Genomic DNA, 17,234 nt, shown 5'->3' with positions numbered 1-17,234 from the left:
AAATAAGGAGGAGTTAGTAATGAAAGCACATTATAAAGTTCATGAGATAGCTGAAAAATTGCATGTAAAAAAGCATGTGATCAAAATTTGGGAAAAAGAGTTTGGCTTTGAAAATAAAAATGATAAATATTATACAAAACAAGATTTTGAAACATTTCAAACAATAAAAAAGCTTTTGCATGAACAAAAATTATCGATCAAAGAAGCTAAAAACCATCTAGAAAATATTATTCCAGCTGCAAAAACAGAAGAACCACAAATGCAAATAGCCGCACAAGAAATCGCAGCATCGAATCAAGAAATAACAGCTTCCGCACCACAAGAAGAAATAGTACAAGAATCAATAGAAAATCCTATGGAAGAAGTCAGCTTCAAAGAAGAAGCTCAAGAAACTATTTTAACAAATATCGATGAATTGCAAATCACAATGTCAAAACAAGAAGAAAACTTCAGCCAAAACATTGAAGAAACGCTAGAAGCTTCGCAAGATATAATTCCGGCAACTGAAGAAAAAATCAAATGTTTAGACCGCGATGAATTTTATGAAGAGTTACAACAATTCAAAGTAAAATTATTAAAATTCAAAGAGCTATTAAACTAAAAAGACTCGGAAATTTCCGAGTCTTTTTTCATTTCGATTAGTAAGAAAACTCTAACCGAATTATATAAGCTTTTTTTACTTTACTTTCATCATTTGTTTCATTTTCTTTTACATATAATTTTACAAAAGCTTGGGCTCTTTCTGTTAAATTACCAGCTTGATCTATCATATTCAACACTTTTAATTGCTCAACATAATAACTAAAACATCTATCAATTAAATATTCTGAATTATTTGCTTTTATTAATAATTCATATAAAAAATTTGAAGGGACTTTTTTAATTAAATAATCATACCAAGGTTTTACACTTACAGTTGTTTCATCAAAAAAATCAATTTCTGATGCTACTGCAGATACTTCATATTTCGGGGTTCCACTTACTATTGAAATTAATCCGAGTCCTAAAACAAGAATTGTTATATTCTTTTTCATACCGGTCTCTCTTCTCTATAATCTTTTATAAATTTTATAATAATTTGGCAATGTCCATATCTTCTGAACCATCAAGTGGAATTATATTTTTTCTTACAAATTCTGCTGCCTCTTTTGTTAAAATTCCATTACTCTCAATCATTCCGATTGCTTTTAGTTGATCGAAATATTCAGCAAATCTTGATGAATCAGGATAAGTGCAGTTACCGTTTGCATTTAATAATAATTGAAACAAAAAATTTGATGGAGAAAAGTGTCTTAAATATATTTTCCAACCCTCTTCGTTTTTCTTCGATTGTTCAACTCTATCAACAGATTCACCCCTAGGAGTTGCATTTAAAGCTCCTACCAAACTTATTCCTAAAACAAAAGTTGCAATAATTTTTTTCATACTATACCTTTCTTTATCTTTGAACGTTTATAAACTGCATAAAAATAATAATATTTTTTTAATAATTCAATCTTTGTATTATTTTTCAGATTATTAAAAGTAACCCCTTATCCTCATATCCAATTCAAATGTTTCCATTTTGCGGCTAAGTTGAATGTCTTTTTTAGAACATCTTTTTGGCTCAACAAAGTATAATTTTCCTTCTTTATCTCTTCTAGTAATTGCAAAAATAACAATATGTACACACGGTAATATTTTGTCATACATATCAAGAAAACACATAGATCGCAATATACCTTTTGAACTTTCACTTAATTCATGAGGAAATTCTAAAATTGTTCTGTATAAATCGTCGCAAACATGAGGAAATCGACCCGCTAATGCATGAATTCTTGTGCATATATTATTCACGTTAGCATCTGAAATAAATACAGGACCCATATAACTTTCAAACCATCCAGCGTTAACATTTGTAAAAGAAAATATATTCAAAGAAAGTCCCAACACCGTTAAAAATTTTTTCATATAAAACCTTTAGTTTAGCTTGAAGTTTCTTCAAGATATTTACGTAAACAAAACAACCATGTCATACTTTAATATAGTTTCGTAAAACTTCAACAAAAAAAGGGGAGCGATGGAAACAATAAATTCTTTATTTTTAAATAGTTTTAAAAAATACAGAAACAAAGTACTTTTCAAAATGAATCCTAGATTTCGACAAATTATTTGGACATACGAAAATCTAGAAAATTATTCTTCCGGCATTGCCAAAATTTTAGAAGACCACAAGATAGGTTATCAGGACAGAGTTATAATTATCTCTCAAAACTCTCCATTTTGGGTTGGAACATTTCTGGGTGGATTACTCAAGGGTTGCATTCTCGTTCCACTAAATCCTCAAAGCACAAAAGATTTTGTAAAAAGAATTATCAAAGAAACAAATGCTAAATTTTTATTTAAATCTTCAAATCTTTTATCCCAAGAAATATTCGATATTCCAACAATAAATATAGACTTTGAAAAACATATGGCTTTTGAAAAAATGGAGTATGAAGAAGAAAAAGTTGTTTCAAGCGATATTGCAGAAATTGTTTATACTTCCGGAACAACTGGTGACCCAAAAGGGGTCATTCTTACACACAAAAATATAATTTCAAATTTAGAATCATTTACAACACTTTTTGAAATCAAACCTTCAGACAAAACCGTTTCTATACTTCCCCTTTTCCACATGTATGAACAAACCGGCAGCCTTTTAACCGTTATAAAATTCGGTTTGAACACAATGTTTGCTGCAAATGTGAGCTCTAAAGAGATTCAAAAATGCCTTCAAGAACAAAAGGCAACTAAAATGCTTGTCGTTCCAGAGTTTTTGGAAACAATTTTAAGAAAAATAGAATCTGTTGCACAAGAAGCAGGCAAAGAAAAAACTTTGCAAAAAATGTTTAACTGCGCGCAAAAACTTCCAGTTTTCATGCGAAGAATAATTTTTAGAAAAGTTCACAAAATGTTCGGCGGAAAGTTAAGCCTCATAGCAAGTGGAGGATCCGCGCTTCATCCAGAAGTTGAGCGCAAATGGTTCGCAATGGGATTTACAATTCTGCAAGGGTATGGCCTCACAGAAACAAGTCCTGTTTCAGCTGCAAATACTCCCGCAAATCACAAACTTGGATCCTGCGGGCAAGCTATCCCTGGTGTAAAGATTGAAATAGCTGATAACAAAGAAGTTTTGATTTCAGGACCAAATGTTTTCTGTGGATACTACAGAAATGAAGAAAAAACCAAAGCAACATTTGATGAAAAAGGAAGATTCAAAACTGGCGACTTAGGACACATTGATGAAGATGGATTTTTATTTATTTCCGGTAGAAGCAAATATATGATTTTGACTTCCAGCGGAGAAAATGTTTATCCAGAAGATATTGAAACAGAACTTAAAAAAATATCTCAAATCAGAGATGCGGCCGTCGTTGGTTTCAAAGATAACGGACGAGAAATAATTTATGCGGTGTTATTAACAGACCGAAATGATGGCAAGGAAATAATTGAAGAAACAAATAAACATTTAGCCCCTTATCAACACATAGCTGCTTGGTCGATTTGGCCAGAGTCTGACTTCCCTCGCTCTGCAACAAGAAAAGTCAAAAAAGAAGAAATTTTAAAATGGTTAAAAGATAAAAAGACAATAACTGAAAAACCCAAAGTAGAAGTTGCGGCGCATCCTGTTACAAAACTTTTAAGCGCAGTTAGCGGAAAAGATATCAAAATTATTCATGACGATAGTCTACTTTATGCAGATTTATTTTTTGACTCATTAATGCGAATCGAACTTGTGACAAGAATAGATGAAATGTTTGATGTCGAAATTCCAGAAAATTTGATAAATCAAAATACAAGAGTTAAAGATTTAAAAGAATTGATAGAAAAAGGTGTACCAAAAATAAAAATTAAACGTTTCAAAAAATGGTTACTTTCACCAGTTTGCATAGTTTTACGATTTGTATTTCTTCAAATTTTTATCATCCCATTCAGCTGGATATTATTTGGCGTAAAATCAAAAGGCAAAGAAAATTTAAAGGGGCTACAAAATCCTGTTATTTTTATGCCTAACCATGTTTCATATGCAGATACATTACTTGTTCTTCGTGCACTTCCACTAAGATTTAGATCTAAAATTGCAGTCGCAGCTGCACTCGACTTTATGTACAAACGCTTTTGGTTTATAGCCCCTCTTTTAGATTTATTTTTCAACACTTATCCAATGCCGCGAAGAGAAGAAGATAATATTCGCCCTGGTCTTGAGAACACCGCCAAAATACTGGATCATAATTTCTCAGTTTTAATATTCCCAGAAGGCAAAATAAGCGAAAATGGTGAAATCGATCCGCTCAAAAAAGGTGCAGGACTTCTTGCTATGGAAATGGATGTACCAATAATCCCAATTTATCTTAAAGATGTGCATACCTTCATGGCTACAGATAAGATTCTTCCTCGCCATCTTCGCAAAAGCGCAACGGTAGTTTTTGGCAAACCGATCTATTTTTCACCAAGCACTTCCTACGAGGATGCGACAAATAGAATTTATGAAGAGATGAAAAACTTAGGAAAATAAGCTAATAATTTTAAACGTTGACAATCCGCTTTAAGCATTTAAAATCACAAAGATTGATATCTTACCTTTAAACTCTATTTGAATGGATAAAAATGCTTAAAAAAATTATTTTATTAATCGTTGCATCTCTAACTTTAAACTTTAGTGTTAAATCTACAGATTCAGAATTACAAAATACAGAAGAAATAAAGAAAAAACTCTCAACTACTCTTGCAAAGCATCCAGAAATCTTAGAAGCAATTCAAATTGCCCAACGAATTGAAAAAACACAAGAAGTAAAACCACAAGATATCGCACAACTACAAAAACTTTATTCCAAATTGGAAAAATCAACAGATTTGTCAGAAGAACAAAGAGTACAAATCAAAAATCTTGGCGAAAGACTTCAAGCTTTTTCTGCACCTGCTTGCGAAACTATGAATGTAGATACCGCCAAACATTATGGTCTTGTAGCAACTCCTGCAATTATAGCTCTTATTATTAAAATATTATCCTCCAATAATCTTGAGAAAATTAAAAACTCAGATCAGTCCGAATTAACAAAAATTTTACTTGCAGCTGGGCATGGCGCATCAAATGCCATTTTAAAATGTGCGTGCTTTAGTTTCCCAACATATCTTGGAGCTGCTTATTTAGGACAAAACGATCCACAAATAACTAAAGAAGCTCTTTATGTAGTTTCACTTTTAGCTATTACATACATTGTAAAAAAGACATATCAAGCGGTTAAATATGTTGAGTCAGAAGCAACGCAATTAGATACACAAAAAAACTAAAACAAATGTTTACAAAAACTCTAAATTATATCTATAATTTCTTTTCATAAAATCGAAAGGGTAATTTATGGCAATTAATTTAAATAAAGAAAATTATACAGTAGAAGTAGAACAATCAACTCTTCCAGTAGTCATTGATGTTTATGCAACATGGTGCGGACCATGCCAAATGATGCTTCCTATTTTTGAAGAAGTATCAAAAGAACTTAGCGACAAATATAAATTTGTAAAATTAAACATCGATGAGAGCAGAGAACTTGCATTCAAGTTTGGAATATCATCTGTTCCAACATTTGTATTCATCAAAAATGGCAAAATCAGCAAAGAAACTGGATACATGAACAAAGAAGCTTTTATACAAAAGATTGAAGAGCTTTTAGGCTGAAAGTTTCTTCATAAAGAAAAAAGGCTCCAAATTAATGGAGCCTTTTTTCTTTATTAGAAATATAAACATTTCAAATAAATATTTTTTTTAGTGCTGTTATAAACCTTAAAACTCCAACGGATGGCCGCATAACTTCACTCAAAGAATCCATAACAATCATTTTGGGACCTTTCAATGAATTAATTATCGAAATCAAAACCCAATGATTACTATTTACTAAACAGAAAAAATGTATAACTGCGAGAGAATTTTGTTTCTTTAAATTAAATTTAATTTTTTCTAAAGTTGTTTCGACGTGATTAACAATAACTTTTTTATCAATTATAGCTAAAAAATAATGCTCCTTTAAATTTAACTTTCTAGCTATTTCTTCAATCTCCGAATCTTCTAAATAATTAACATTATTCTTATTACCACGACTTGGACAATTAAATCCAAATTCATCTATTTCTAAATATTTACCTGCTGATAATCGCTTTTTATAAACAACATCAAATAAACTATCCCCATTTTGAGAAGTATAAAATTCTTTAAATTTATCGTAAGTATAAAATCCATTTTGCGGAGAAAAGAATGATTCAATATCCGTATTTTGTTCTAAAAATTTTTCAACCATAAAGGCGTTGAATAAAACAAAAGCTCCACAAAGCCAAGCATTTGGTTGCAAAATACTACGAACATAAGAAATTCTAGAATCTCCTTGAACATATTTTGTTATAAAATTACCTCTAGCAGACCTTTTTGGATGAGAATAAATAGAGCCTGACTTAGGATATCTTGCAGTTGAACGTCGTATTTTTAAAGCTTTTGGTGTTGAAACTTTTTGATCAGAAATTGCTATTAAAATTGTTTCTGAAGTACAAATAATAAATACACTTATAAAAATTAAAAATATATTAATTTTCTTCAAAATTTTAACCTCCCCAAAAATTACTTTTTATCTCTTACCTCTATACCCATTGACAATAATTGATCACGAATTTGATCAGCAAGAGCCCAATTCTTTTGTTTTCTTGCCTCTTCTCTTTTTGCAATCAATTCCTGAATTTCGCGAGTTATCACAACCGATTCTTCAGGTAATTTTTCAAAAGTTAAACCGGTTAAATTAAAAAGAAATTTACCAATCAAATTTTTTAACTTTGGATCATTTTTGATTTCATTTAAATTTTCAAAAAGTATGCCTAGCATTTTTGGTGAATTAAGGTCATCACAAACAGCTTCCAGCATTTGAGAAATTAAACCATCTGTTTCGATTTCTTTTTCAAAATTTTTAGAATTTTCCAAAGATAAATGATACCCACCATCGACAAAGAAAACATCAATTAATTTTTTGTAAGCTTTTTTTGCAGCTTCTAAATCATCAAATGAAAATTCGATGGGAGAGCGGAACTGATGTTGCAAATAATAAAAACGTAAAACCATCGGATCAAATTTTGCAAAAATATCACGTAGAGTAAAAAAATTACCAAGCGACTTTGACATCTTCTCTTTGTTAATATTTACAAATGCATTGTGCAGCCAATATTTTGCAAACGGCTTGCATGTCAAACCTTCCGATTGCGCAATTTCGTTTTCATGATGCGGAAATATCAAATCCATGCCACCACCATGAATATCTATAGTTTCGCCCAAGAATTTTTTCGCAAGAGCAGAACATTCAATATGCCACCCAGGGCGACCATGCCCCCAAGGTGAAATCCAAAATAAACTTTTGTCATTACCTTTCCAAAGCGCAAAATCTTGTGGATTTTTTTTGTCTTCATCAACATCTATTCGAGCACCTGCAAGCAAATCTTCTAAATTACGTCCTGAAAGTTTTCCATAGTCAGAAAATGTTGAAATATCAAAATAAACATCCCTACCTTTTATGTATGCTTTTTTATTCTTCAATAACCCTTCAACAAATAAAATAATATCATTTATGTTTTCAGTAACAAGGGGCTCAAAATCAGGTTTCAAACAATTCAAATTTTGCACATCTTCTGTAAATGCATTAATAAATTTTGTCGCAACATCTTTAAATTTATTTTCATCACCATACTCTTTTTGTGCACGAGCAATAAGCTTGTCATCTATATCTGTAAAATTGCGAACATAAGTTACTTGATATCCAAGCAGTTTTAAAAGACGAAGTAATAGATCAAAAGTAACCGCTACTCGACCATGACCAATGTGAGCGTAATCGTATGGAGTTATTCCGCAAACATACATGGACACTTTTTTATCTTCTTGCGGCGTAAAAATATCTTTTTGCTTCGACAATGTATTTGATAATTTAATTTGTTTCATAAATCACTCTATACTTTGCAAACTTTCGGCATATAGCTCTCGAGATTTTTGCAAGATCCTCTCTTTATCTTCTTTTTTCTCTTCTCTGTTTTCCAAATATTTTTCAACAATTTCTTCAAAACCCATATCAACTTTGAAAGCAGCACGACGTTCAATTTTCTGCAAGTTACGAATTGGGAAAATCCCAACCAAATGGATAGCATCATCACATGCACGAAAAATAGCATTCAAATCAATTTTATCTATTTTACCATCTGGAACATGATAAATAATTTTCACAATCGCATCTTTGATTTCATGCTTTGCAAGTTCCGCTAACAGTTGTTCGGTTTGATCTATACCATCTTGCAGCACAACTTCGATTTGAATAAATGGTCGAGTTTTTAGCGGAATAAATTCCAAAACAACTCTTTCTTTGCATTTTGGTAAATTTTCATCTATTAAAATTTTGCAGTACCCTTTTTCTTCTGATCGCTCCCCAAAATCAACTCGCTCTGGCGACCCGCTATAAACAACAGCTGGGAAATTTCCTTCATTCAAATTTTGAAATCTATGCAAATGTCCAAGCGCAACATAATCAAACTCTGCATGAGCAAGCTGCGAAATCATAAATGTCGGATCATTTCCATAAATTGCTCTTTTTTCTGATCCAGAAAAAACGCCATCGCTTGCCGTTAAATGGCCTGCAAGAACGGCAGGAATGGATTTATCAACTTGCTGAGCTAAAGAAGCAATAATTTCGCCAACCTTTTCTGACAAATATTTTGTGATCTCTTCTGATGTTTTAAGACGATGCTCATCTTTGGCTATCAAATTATTTCGCGTTGGCCAAGGAATGCCAACCACTTGAACAGGCCCACTTTTGGTTTCAATTTTAACAAGCGAAGGTTTGGAAAAAAGATGAAATCCGTCAATCGGCAAATCCGCAAAAACATCCAGTGAATTCGCCTTGCCAAAACTTAATGGATGGTCGTGATTTCCTACAATGATAACAACAGGAATTTTAGCAATATAAAGTTTGAAAAATTCTTCCATCAACAATTTTTGCTGTGTTGGAGTTGGATATGCAGTTTTGTATGCATCACCACAAAATAAAAAGAGATCGCATTTTTCGGCAATCGCATCTTGAACAGAGCGCGCAATACTATTTTTAAAATCCAAAAGACGGGAGTGAATTCCCGTCTTTGAATCTATTTTGCCATAATTTTCTACGCCAAGATGAATGTCAGCAGTGTGAAAAATTTTTATCATAGTTGATCTTCAGAGATATCCTTCACCTTCATTGCACCTATAAAACAATTTTTCAAAAAGTTATTTTCATCTTTTTTTTCATCTGAACTTAAAGCTGCTTTATCTTTTTTATCTCTTTTAGTTTGTCTTAATCTTTGAGCATATCCAGCTTTGTTTACTTGTATTGAACGTGCAATCGCAAGATCTCCAGCCGGAACATTTTGATTTATTGTCGACCCTGCAGCTGTATAAGAACCGCTTCCAACAACAACCGGCGCGATTAATGTATTATTACTTCCAATATACGCATCATTTTCAACAATAGTTTGATGTTTATTTACGCCGTCATGATTGCATGTGATAGTTCCAGCTCCAATATTTACATTGCTACCGAGCGTTGCATCACCAAGATATGAAAGGTGCTTAGCTTTTGTATTTTCACCAATTTCACTCTTTTTAACTTCAACAAAATTTCCGATAGTTACATTATCATGCAGCACAACATTATTGCGCAATCTTGCAAAAGGACCAACATGCGCATTTTTACCAATTTTAGAATCTTGAATTACTGAATGTGAATGAATAGTGGAGTCATTATCAATTGTTGTACCTTCAATGATAGAAAAAGCGCCGATAAAACAATTAGCTCCGACTTTTGTACCCGCAAGAAGATGAACGCCGGTTCCTATAAACGAACCGCGGCCGATTTCAACATCAATATCAATATGAATATTTTGTGCAAGTTCAAAACGAACACCTTGAGACATCCAATAATCTATAAGTTCTGAACGTTTAATTTGTTCTACCATCCACAAATCTTTGAGAGTATTTACACCGCGTACATTATCATATGGTACGGAAATTTTTTTGAGAGGTAATTTTTGCTCACTTGCTAGTCTAATAATATCTGGAAGATAAAATTCACCAGTTGTTTTACTGCTGCTGATCTTGCTTAAACATTCTTCTAAAAAATCTTTTTTTACAAGATATACACCGGCGTTGATGCAATTTACATTGTAATTTTCTTCGGTACATTCTTTTTCTTCTATAACGGTAATGCGGCCTTCATGATCGATTATTCGACCATAGCCACGAGGGTCAAGCACATAGCTTGTAAAAAATGATAATGTTAAATTTTCTTCCGAATGTTTTCGATACAAAGATTCGAGCAAATCTGAGGTTATAAGAGGCATATCACCATTGATAATTAATATATTTTCTTTGCTCCAACTGTTTTTTGAGCAAAGTACCGCGTGTGCTGTTCCGAGTTGTTCTTCTTGAATTGCAAATGAAATATTTTTGAAATTTGCACTTTTGATAGCGCTTGTTAACTCTTGAGAATCTTTTCCGACAATAACAGTGATAGGAATTTCTAATTTTTCGAGAGCTTTGATAGGGTAAAAAATCATAGGTTGACCACAAATTGTCGCAAGTTGCTTAGTTTTACCAGTATTAAACCGCTTTGATTTGCCTGCGGCAAGAATAACTGCTTGCATATTACCAATCATAATTTACTCCTAAAAAAATCTTTTAAACTTAAACTTTTTATCAATCAATATCGACAATTTCGAATGGTACTCTTTTACGCTCTTAAATTCAATAAATTAAAATTTTTTACAAAAAAGTTATTTTTTTTAAATTTACTAAAAAACAAAGCTGTAATAAAATGGTTTCTTTGATTGCAAAATTTCATTTAATTATTAAATATTAAATTTGCAAAAATCTCAATTTCTTTAGACGTTTTTTGGAGAGATGGCTGAGTGGTCGAAAGCGACCGCCTCGAAAGCGGTTATTCTGGGAAATCTGGAATCGTGGGTTCGAATCCCACTCTCTCCACCAAATTTTCACAATTTTCGCATTTTTTCAGTATAAACATAACAATTTCACCAAAAATGATCCTTTTATCAAAATTTCTATTTTCTCTGCTTTTTTATAAATATTATAGTTAATAAAAAGACTCCTAATTTATGGAGCCTTTTTTATTCTTCACCAAACACTACCAATTTGGCAACAATTAAAATCCCCCCATTTCTTCAAAATAGTCTCAAAACAAAGCTTTTTGCCCAAAAACATCATTTTTACAAATAAATTTTGCATTAATTTAAAATCTGATATCTTTAATGAGTTGTTTGACCGAAAGTTTATTTGAATTGTTTTTCGCACTTACAGATAAAATAAAAAGATTATTCTTTAGTTTCGATCGTTAGGCGAATTTTCGGTCTTTTTTTAATCGTTATGAGGAAATAATGAATATTTTCGTTGGAAATTTGTCCCGAAGAGTATCAGAAAATGAACTTAGAGCTGCATTCGAACCATTTGGTGAAGTTGCATCTGCAGTAGTTATTAAAGATAAGTTCAGCGGACAATCAAGAGGATTTGGTTTTGTTGAAATGCCAAATGCTTCTGAAGCACAAAATGCAATCAACTCGTTAAACGGGACAGATCTTTTAGGCAGAACGCTTAACGTGAACGAAGCTAAACCAAAACCAGAAGGCGGCTCAAGACCTCCTAGATCTGGTGGAAACGGCGGCGGTTTTAACAGAAGACCTCGCAGTTCAAACTGGAACTAATTAATCTAAAAAATTACTTAGATTCAAATTAAAGAAAAAGGCTGGTGAAATTCACCAGCCTTTTTCTTTTTTTATTTAATAGATTTTAATGAATCCCCCGACTTAAAAAGTCGGCATCGCAGGCGCTTGAATCTTTAGAGTTCGTTCGTATGGATTCGACTTCGCTCACCACGAACGTAATTTATTCACTTACTACGAACATAATTCATTCACTCACCACAATCGTAATTTATCAGACTCGCATTCATCCCAAGGTTTAAAAGCCTGGGGTTTTCTGCTCAATTTTTATAAACCTATCTTTAAAAAGTTGCTTTATACTATTTAAATAGTGCAAAATACTTGCATAAAACTTTTTAAATTTAAAAAGCAGGATAAAAAATGGAAAGAAAAAAAATTAGTGAAATACTTATCCAAAAAGGAATTATCACTGAAGAACAACATCGTGAATGTCAAAAAATCAAAAAAGAAACTGGTAAAATAACCGGTCAAGTTTTATTAGAAAAAGGTTATGTCACAAAGCAAGAACTTGCAGAAGCACTCGCTATCCAAATGTCAGTTCCATTCATCGACAAAATCACAGACAAAATGATCAACACGGAAATTTTAAGCAAAATACCTCTAAAATTTTTGCGCCAACATATCGTCATTCCAATCATTTACAATGACCAAAAAATAATAGTCACAGCCGATCCTCGAGATCTACAACCCATCGACGATCTCTCTCTGCTTCTCAAAGGAAATGCTGGCTACGCAGTCGCATCTGACGAAACAATTTTGGAAGGAATCAACAAATATTATCCGCTTGAAACAAGCAGCGAAATGATGGCGGAGCTCAAAGAGGGAGAAGCTGAAGAGTTTGAGCTTGCAACATTCGAAGAAAAAGATCTTTTGGAAATGGCGAACGAAGCGCCAATCATAAAACTTGTAAATCATATATTTTTCCAAGCGGTCAAAGAAGAAGCGTCCGATATTCACATCGAAGCATTTGAAAAAGAAGTTCGCATTCGATACCGAATCGACGGCGAAATGTATCAAAAAGTTCTTCCACCAAAACGTTACCAAGCTGCCATTGTTTCCCGTATCAAAATCATGGCGAATTTAAATATCGCAGAAAAGCGCCTACCACAAGACGGTCGAATCCAAATAAAAGTTGGCGACAAACAGATAGATCTTCGTGTTTCTATACTACCATGCAATTTCGGTGAACGAGTTTCAATAAGATTACTCGATAAGGGTAAAGAAGCATTTAAACTAGAAAATCTCGGCATGCGTCCAGAAGATCTCAAAATAGTTCTTGATTTAATTTCGCGTCCAAACGGAATATTCTTTGTCACCGGTCCAACAGGATCTGGAAAAACTAGTACGTTGTATGCAATTTTGAACAAATTAAACCAACCGAATGTAAACATCATTACCGTTGAAGATCCAGTTGAATACACAATCAATGGGGTAAACCAAGTACAAGTTATCGACAAAATAGGATTAACATTTGCAGCAGCACTCCGCTCCATTTTGCGTCAAGATCCGGACATTGTGCTCATTGGAGAAATTCGAGATGCAGAAACAGCTCAAATCGCAACACAAGCATCTCTCACAGGACATTTAGTTTTGAGTACAATCCACACAAACGATGCACCGTCAACAATTACACGTTTAGCAGATATGGGCGTAGAGCCTTACCTAACCGCATCTACAGTTATCTGCATCATGGCTCAACGATTAGTCCGTAAACTTTGTAGCAAATGCAAACAACCCTTCACCCCCGATGCAGAGCTATTTTCTCGCTTAGGAATAACAAAAGAAGCTGCAGCACAAATCAAATTTTACAAAAATGTTGGATGCGAAGAATGTTTGAACACGGGCTTTAGAGGCCGTCTTCCAATCTTTGAAGTTATGCAGATAAACGATGAAATTCGAAAATTAATTGTTGCAAAAGCAAATGCAGCAGAAATCAGACACGCGGCAGAAAAAGAAGATTTTAAATCATTGCTCGATGACGGTATTCGAAGAATCAAAGATGGCTTAACAACGATCGAAGAAGTTTTGACAGTTGCTTATGCAGAAAAAGAGTAACGGTTTTTCATTACTCGAAATTTTGATAACAGTTTCATTACTTTTGATAATCGCATCATTTGCCGTTGCAAATTTTTCATTTTTCGACAAATTTTTGCTAAATGCAGAAACATCCAAACTATTTTCAGTTCTAACTTACCAGCAACAAAAAGCAATCGCATCTGGCAAGCAAAAGCAGATGCAAATTAATATTGAAAAAAATTGTTTTATATTTGATGAAAATGGTAAAAATATTGTAGAAAAATTAAACGACAAAGTTATTTTCGGATTTATCCCGGACGCAAAAGGTCCACCATCCTCCCCTACCAAACCAATAACATCTGCAATCACATTTGCAAAAGAAAATGAAAATTTTGTTATAAAATTCGCACCAGATGGCAAAATTAATTGTGGAACGATCTATCTGACCTCCAAAAATAAAAAGTTTATGGCAGCAATTTCCACACCGATCTCTCAAGTTTCACTACTTCGAAAATATGTTTATAAAGTCGGGAGATGGGAGTTAATAAGGAATTGATTATCCCTTAAAAGTTATCCCTATTTTTTTTTATAAAATATTTTTTCTATTATTTTGTTTCAAACTTCTTCCGATTCTTTCATTCATTTTTTTATCTCTGGATTGCTCACGCAAGGTGACAGAGAGGATTATACGCAAAATCCTCTCTGTACTCTCCTATGCGCCAAAAGAGCACTTTTGGATTTCCTCAGCACTAAACTCGCCGGGATACAACTACGTTGTACTCCGACTCAAACAGGTAGTGCTGAATCAGTTTTTTACACTTAGATTTTTTGAACTCCATTTTTAGATAACAATTTAAAATGGTTGTATCACCCTCACAAACTCGAAAATGCAAATTATAAATTTGTAGACTCTAAATTAGCCTGGCTGTTTGAACTGCTGTCCAGCTTGCTGGCAGCAGGAGTTTCAGGCGTAAGAGATTCCAAAGAGATTTCTCTTTGGTTTGGGGATCCAAGGGTGTTCAAACCTAACACCCTTGGCCATAGCGGAGCTAATTTGATTAAAGAAAATAGAAAAACAAACTTAAAACAGAATAAATTAAAAAAAATTGGGATTTAAATAAGGGATTATAAATCTCTTACGCTTTCTTTTCTCTCATCAACCCAATTTTTTCAATGTGCTCCAAACTCGCTTTTGCCAAATCTTTTGGCGCCTGTTCTTGCTGTTGTGAAATAACATTTGCAGAATTTGCTTGCTGTTGCTGAGGATGTTGAGCTGGATTTTCTTCATTTTTGACCGCAGCAATCGCTTCTTCATTTATACGCTTAAGCTGGATTTGATACTCTTTTTCTTTTTGCATCGCTTCTGATGCTTTTTTCTGAAATTCCATCTTTTCACGCGTTAAATTTTCAAGATATTTTTTGCTTTCTGCGACTTTGCTGCTTTCAGATTTGAGCGCAAACTGCAAACCTGTCATCTGTCGCTTCATATCTTCCATTTTATTATTTATAGACAAAACAAGCTGCTTCTCTTCTTTGATCACAGATTTATAATTTTTCTTTTTTTGATGCGTTGTCGAAACAAGTTTATAAAGCTGACCGACTTGATCTAGTAATGTATAAATCGCAGGTTGCAGCGCTGGGTTATCGCGCCTAATTTGAACAAGAGATTTACCGATATTTTTGTGAAGCTCTTGCGCCTGATTAAGTGTATCCTTGGCACAAACACCTCTTACAGATAAAAAAAATAATATTGATAACAAAACAAACAAAAACTGATTTTTCATTAACCTATCTCCTCTTTCCTCAAATACTCTCTACTTCGCATGAATTAAATCTTTTCAAATAATTTATTAGAAAAATTCGCATTCATTTATACAATATTAATAGAAATTTTTAAACAAAGTAAAAATTTTACCAAAAAGCGGAGACTAATTAATGAATAAAAAAGTGTTAACTTTTTCACCATTCTTTCTTTTATTTTTTTCACTACAAAATTTGTATTCACACTCTGTCGCTTACTTCTCACCAGAAGATAACATTCGCGATCGACTAATCGAAATGATCGACAAAACAAATTATAAAATAAAAGCAGCAGTTTATATGCTTACCGAAAAGCAAATCGCGCAAGCACTCATCAAAGCGAAAAAGCGTGGAGTCAAAATCAAAATAATCACAGACGTTTCTTGCGCCGAATCAAATTATGGCAAAATTGGATTACTCAAAGAAAATGGAATAAAAATTTTCGTCTTCAAACAAAAAAGTAGCGAAAAAAACAGTTATTTTAACCCACTGATGCACAATAAATTTGCAGTTTTTGAACTCGAAAGAAACTCCAATCAAAACTGGACTTGGACTGGATCTTTCAACTGGACACGTTCCGCAAACCAAATAAATCAAGAAAATGTAATCTTAACAAGTAATCATAAAATATTTGCATGTTACAAAGCAAAATTTAAAGCACTAAAAAGATGCTGTATTTCCAAAGAATATTCGAATAAACAAAGCGAAAACAATGCAAGAACAGGCGAAAGTTGGAACGATAAAATAACAGAATTTTTGAAATTTGTAAGAAAACAATTTTAAGAATTTTTATCTGAAACCAAGTCGTGAGCAAAGGATTTGAAGACTTTTAGATATCTTCATTACTACACTCCTCTCTAGCTTACAGACCATCTTATTATCTAATTCAAAAAAAACAAGTATTTTCATTTTTATAAAAAATAATAATTTTTAAAAAACTACTAAAAACCCCACTTTTTAGCAAATGAACCGGTTGCAATTTGTAAATAAATGTTTAAAATATGTTTAAGATAAACATCAACGCAAAATTTAAAATCCAAACAAAAAGAAAGATCAATCATGAAAAAACTATTATTTTTATCACTTTTTACAATTTTTTTTAGCAATTTAAATGCAATAACTATTAGATTCAATGATACAGGTATTGAATTGTCTGCATTAACTAAAGACAACGGTACAAAAGAAGTAATAATTAGAGGATTATTAGATGTGCCTCTAAACGCGGATCCACTTTCTCAATTTTATGTAAATAGCACTCGTTACCTTTTTGAATTACTTGTAGATGCTATATCAATTTTACATATGCCAAAAGGAACCCGTAGAGGTACCAAAATCAACAAAGAAATATGTGAAACACAAAATAATATTACCACTCTACAAGAATTAAAAAATTTAGCGCTTTCCTTTACAGAATCAATAACCAATACCCATTCTACTAACGACTTTGAAAAGCTTAACGCTTTTGCTGCATCAACATATATAAATAAATTTTTAATCGAACATGTCGGATTTATAACCCGAGATGGAAACACTCATATTGTTTATAAAGAAGATGTACTAAGTATAGAAGTTTTAAAAGGATATATAGATAATTAACGCGAACTCGATAATTA

Annotated in this window: 18 protein-coding genes and 1 tRNA gene; 11 read left to right on the top strand and 8 right to left on the bottom strand. The window is 32.7% G+C overall.

Annotated features, from left to right (window positions below; translation table 11 throughout):
- Positions 1-19 precede the first annotated feature (19 nt).
- Complete coding sequence (locus DEA20_00095) at positions 20-601, top strand: hypothetical protein (GenBank protein HBS47594.1); 582 nt, start codon at positions 20-22, stop codon at positions 599-601.
- 37 nt (positions 602-638) lie between these two features.
- Here the strand turns inward: DEA20_00095 and DEA20_00090 are convergent, their stop codons facing one another.
- From DEA20_00090 to DEA20_00080, 3 genes are all read right to left on the bottom strand, one after another.
- A complete protein-coding gene (locus tag DEA20_00090; protein ID HBS47593.1) occupies positions 639-1,034 on the bottom strand; it encodes a hypothetical protein in 396 nt (131 codons plus the stop codon).
- A 34-nt stretch (positions 1,035-1,068) separates the two neighbouring features.
- Positions 1,069-1,425: a hypothetical protein gene (locus tag DEA20_00085; protein ID HBS47592.1), complete on the bottom strand. Its 357-nt coding sequence runs from the start codon at positions 1,423-1,425 to the stop codon at positions 1,069-1,071.
- A 93-nt stretch (positions 1,426-1,518) separates the two neighbouring features.
- Complete coding sequence (locus tag DEA20_00080) at positions 1,519-1,950, bottom strand: hypothetical protein (GenBank protein ID HBS47591.1); 432 nt, start codon at positions 1,948-1,950, stop codon at positions 1,519-1,521.
- A gap of 109 nt (positions 1,951-2,059) precedes the next feature.
- On the opposite strand from DEA20_00080, the gene DEA20_00075 reads away from it, so the two are divergent.
- The 3 genes from DEA20_00075 to trxA all read left to right on the top strand — a co-directional run bounded on the left by DEA20_00075 (position 2,060) and on the right by trxA (position 5,698).
- Positions 2,060-4,537, top strand: coding sequence for a hypothetical protein (locus DEA20_00075; GenBank protein ID HBS47590.1), 2,478 nt, complete (start codon positions 2,060-2,062; stop codon positions 4,535-4,537).
- Positions 4,538-4,629: 92 nt separating this feature from the next.
- Complete coding sequence (locus DEA20_00070) at positions 4,630-5,313, top strand: hypothetical protein (protein ID HBS47589.1); 684 nt, start codon at positions 4,630-4,632, stop codon at positions 5,311-5,313.
- 67 nt (positions 5,314-5,380) lie between these two features.
- Positions 5,381-5,698, top strand: coding sequence for a thioredoxin (gene trxA / locus DEA20_00065; GenBank protein HBS47588.1), 318 nt, complete (start codon positions 5,381-5,383; stop codon positions 5,696-5,698).
- A 70-nt stretch (positions 5,699-5,768) separates the two neighbouring features.
- Here trxA and DEA20_00060 read toward each other — a convergent pair whose 3' ends face one another.
- The 4 genes from DEA20_00060 to glmU are packed head-to-tail and all read right to left on the bottom strand — an operon-like array spanning position 5,769 to position 10,725.
- On the bottom strand, positions 5,769-6,608 hold the full coding sequence (locus DEA20_00060) for a hypothetical protein (GenBank protein HBS47587.1): 840 nt from the start codon (positions 6,606-6,608) through the stop codon (positions 5,769-5,771).
- Positions 6,609-6,628: 20 nt separating this feature from the next.
- Positions 6,629-7,987 (bottom strand): cysteine--tRNA ligase, encoded by a 1,359-nt coding sequence (locus DEA20_00055; GenBank protein HBS47586.1) that lies wholly within the window; start codon positions 7,985-7,987, stop codon positions 6,629-6,631.
- Between the two features lie 3 nt (positions 7,988-7,990).
- The gene (locus DEA20_00050) at positions 7,991-9,238 is read right to left on the bottom strand and encodes a hypothetical protein (GenBank protein ID HBS47585.1); all 1,248 of its coding nucleotides are present in this window, start codon (positions 9,236-9,238) and stop codon (positions 7,991-7,993) included.
- On the bottom strand, positions 9,235-10,725 hold the full coding sequence (gene glmU / locus DEA20_00045; protein ID HBS47584.1) for a UDP-N-acetylglucosamine diphosphorylase/glucosamine-1-phosphate N-acetyltransferase: 1,491 nt from the start codon (positions 10,723-10,725) through the stop codon (positions 9,235-9,237). Before glmU ends, DEA20_00050 begins: the two co-directional genes overlap by 4 nt.
- A gap of 238 nt (positions 10,726-10,963) precedes the next feature.
- Between glmU and DEA20_00040 the strand changes: the two genes are divergently transcribed.
- From DEA20_00040 to DEA20_00020, 5 genes are all read left to right on the top strand, one after another.
- Positions 10,964-11,056: transfer RNA gene (locus tag DEA20_00040), tRNA-Ser, on the top strand.
- 407 nt (positions 11,057-11,463) lie between these two features.
- Positions 11,464-11,787 (top strand): RNA-binding protein, encoded by a 324-nt coding sequence (locus DEA20_00035; GenBank protein ID HBS47583.1) that lies wholly within the window; start codon positions 11,464-11,466, stop codon positions 11,785-11,787.
- A 378-nt stretch (positions 11,788-12,165) separates the two neighbouring features.
- Positions 12,166-13,860 carry a type II secretion system protein GspE gene (gene gspE, locus DEA20_00030; GenBank protein HBS47582.1) on the top strand — a complete coding sequence of 565 codons (1,695 nt, stop codon included), beginning with the start codon at positions 12,166-12,168 and terminating at the stop codon, positions 13,858-13,860.
- Positions 13,844-14,377 carry a hypothetical protein gene (locus DEA20_00025; protein HBS47581.1) on the top strand — a complete coding sequence of 178 codons (534 nt, stop codon included), beginning with the start codon at positions 13,844-13,846 and terminating at the stop codon, positions 14,375-14,377. The genes gspE and DEA20_00025 overlap by 17 nt, the downstream gene beginning before the upstream one ends.
- 306 nt (positions 14,378-14,683) lie before the next feature.
- Complete coding sequence (locus tag DEA20_00020; protein HBS47580.1) at positions 14,684-14,938, top strand: hypothetical protein; 255 nt, start codon at positions 14,684-14,686, stop codon at positions 14,936-14,938.
- Between the two features lie 19 nt (positions 14,939-14,957).
- On the opposite strand, the gene DEA20_00015 is transcribed toward DEA20_00020, so the two are convergent.
- A complete protein-coding gene (locus tag DEA20_00015; GenBank protein ID HBS47579.1) occupies positions 14,958-15,605 on the bottom strand; it encodes a hypothetical protein in 648 nt (215 codons plus the stop codon).
- A 151-nt stretch (positions 15,606-15,756) separates the two neighbouring features.
- Between DEA20_00015 and DEA20_00010 the strand changes: the two genes are divergently transcribed.
- Together DEA20_00010 and DEA20_00005 are read left to right on the top strand one after the other, a co-directional pair.
- Positions 15,757-16,404, top strand: coding sequence for a hypothetical protein (locus DEA20_00010; protein ID HBS47578.1), 648 nt, complete (start codon positions 15,757-15,759; stop codon positions 16,402-16,404).
- Between the two features lie 276 nt (positions 16,405-16,680).
- The gene (locus tag DEA20_00005) at positions 16,681-17,217 is read left to right on the top strand and encodes a hypothetical protein (GenBank protein HBS47577.1); all 537 of its coding nucleotides are present in this window, start codon (positions 16,681-16,683) and stop codon (positions 17,215-17,217) included.
- Positions 17,218-17,234 lie beyond the last annotated feature (17 nt).

The sequence above is a fragment of the Candidatus Dependentiae bacterium genome, assembly GCA_003511165.1.
Taxonomy (GTDB): Bacteria; Babelota; Babeliae; order Babelales; family UBA12411; genus UBA12411.
This window is presented reverse-complemented; position numbering and strand designations above follow the sequence as displayed.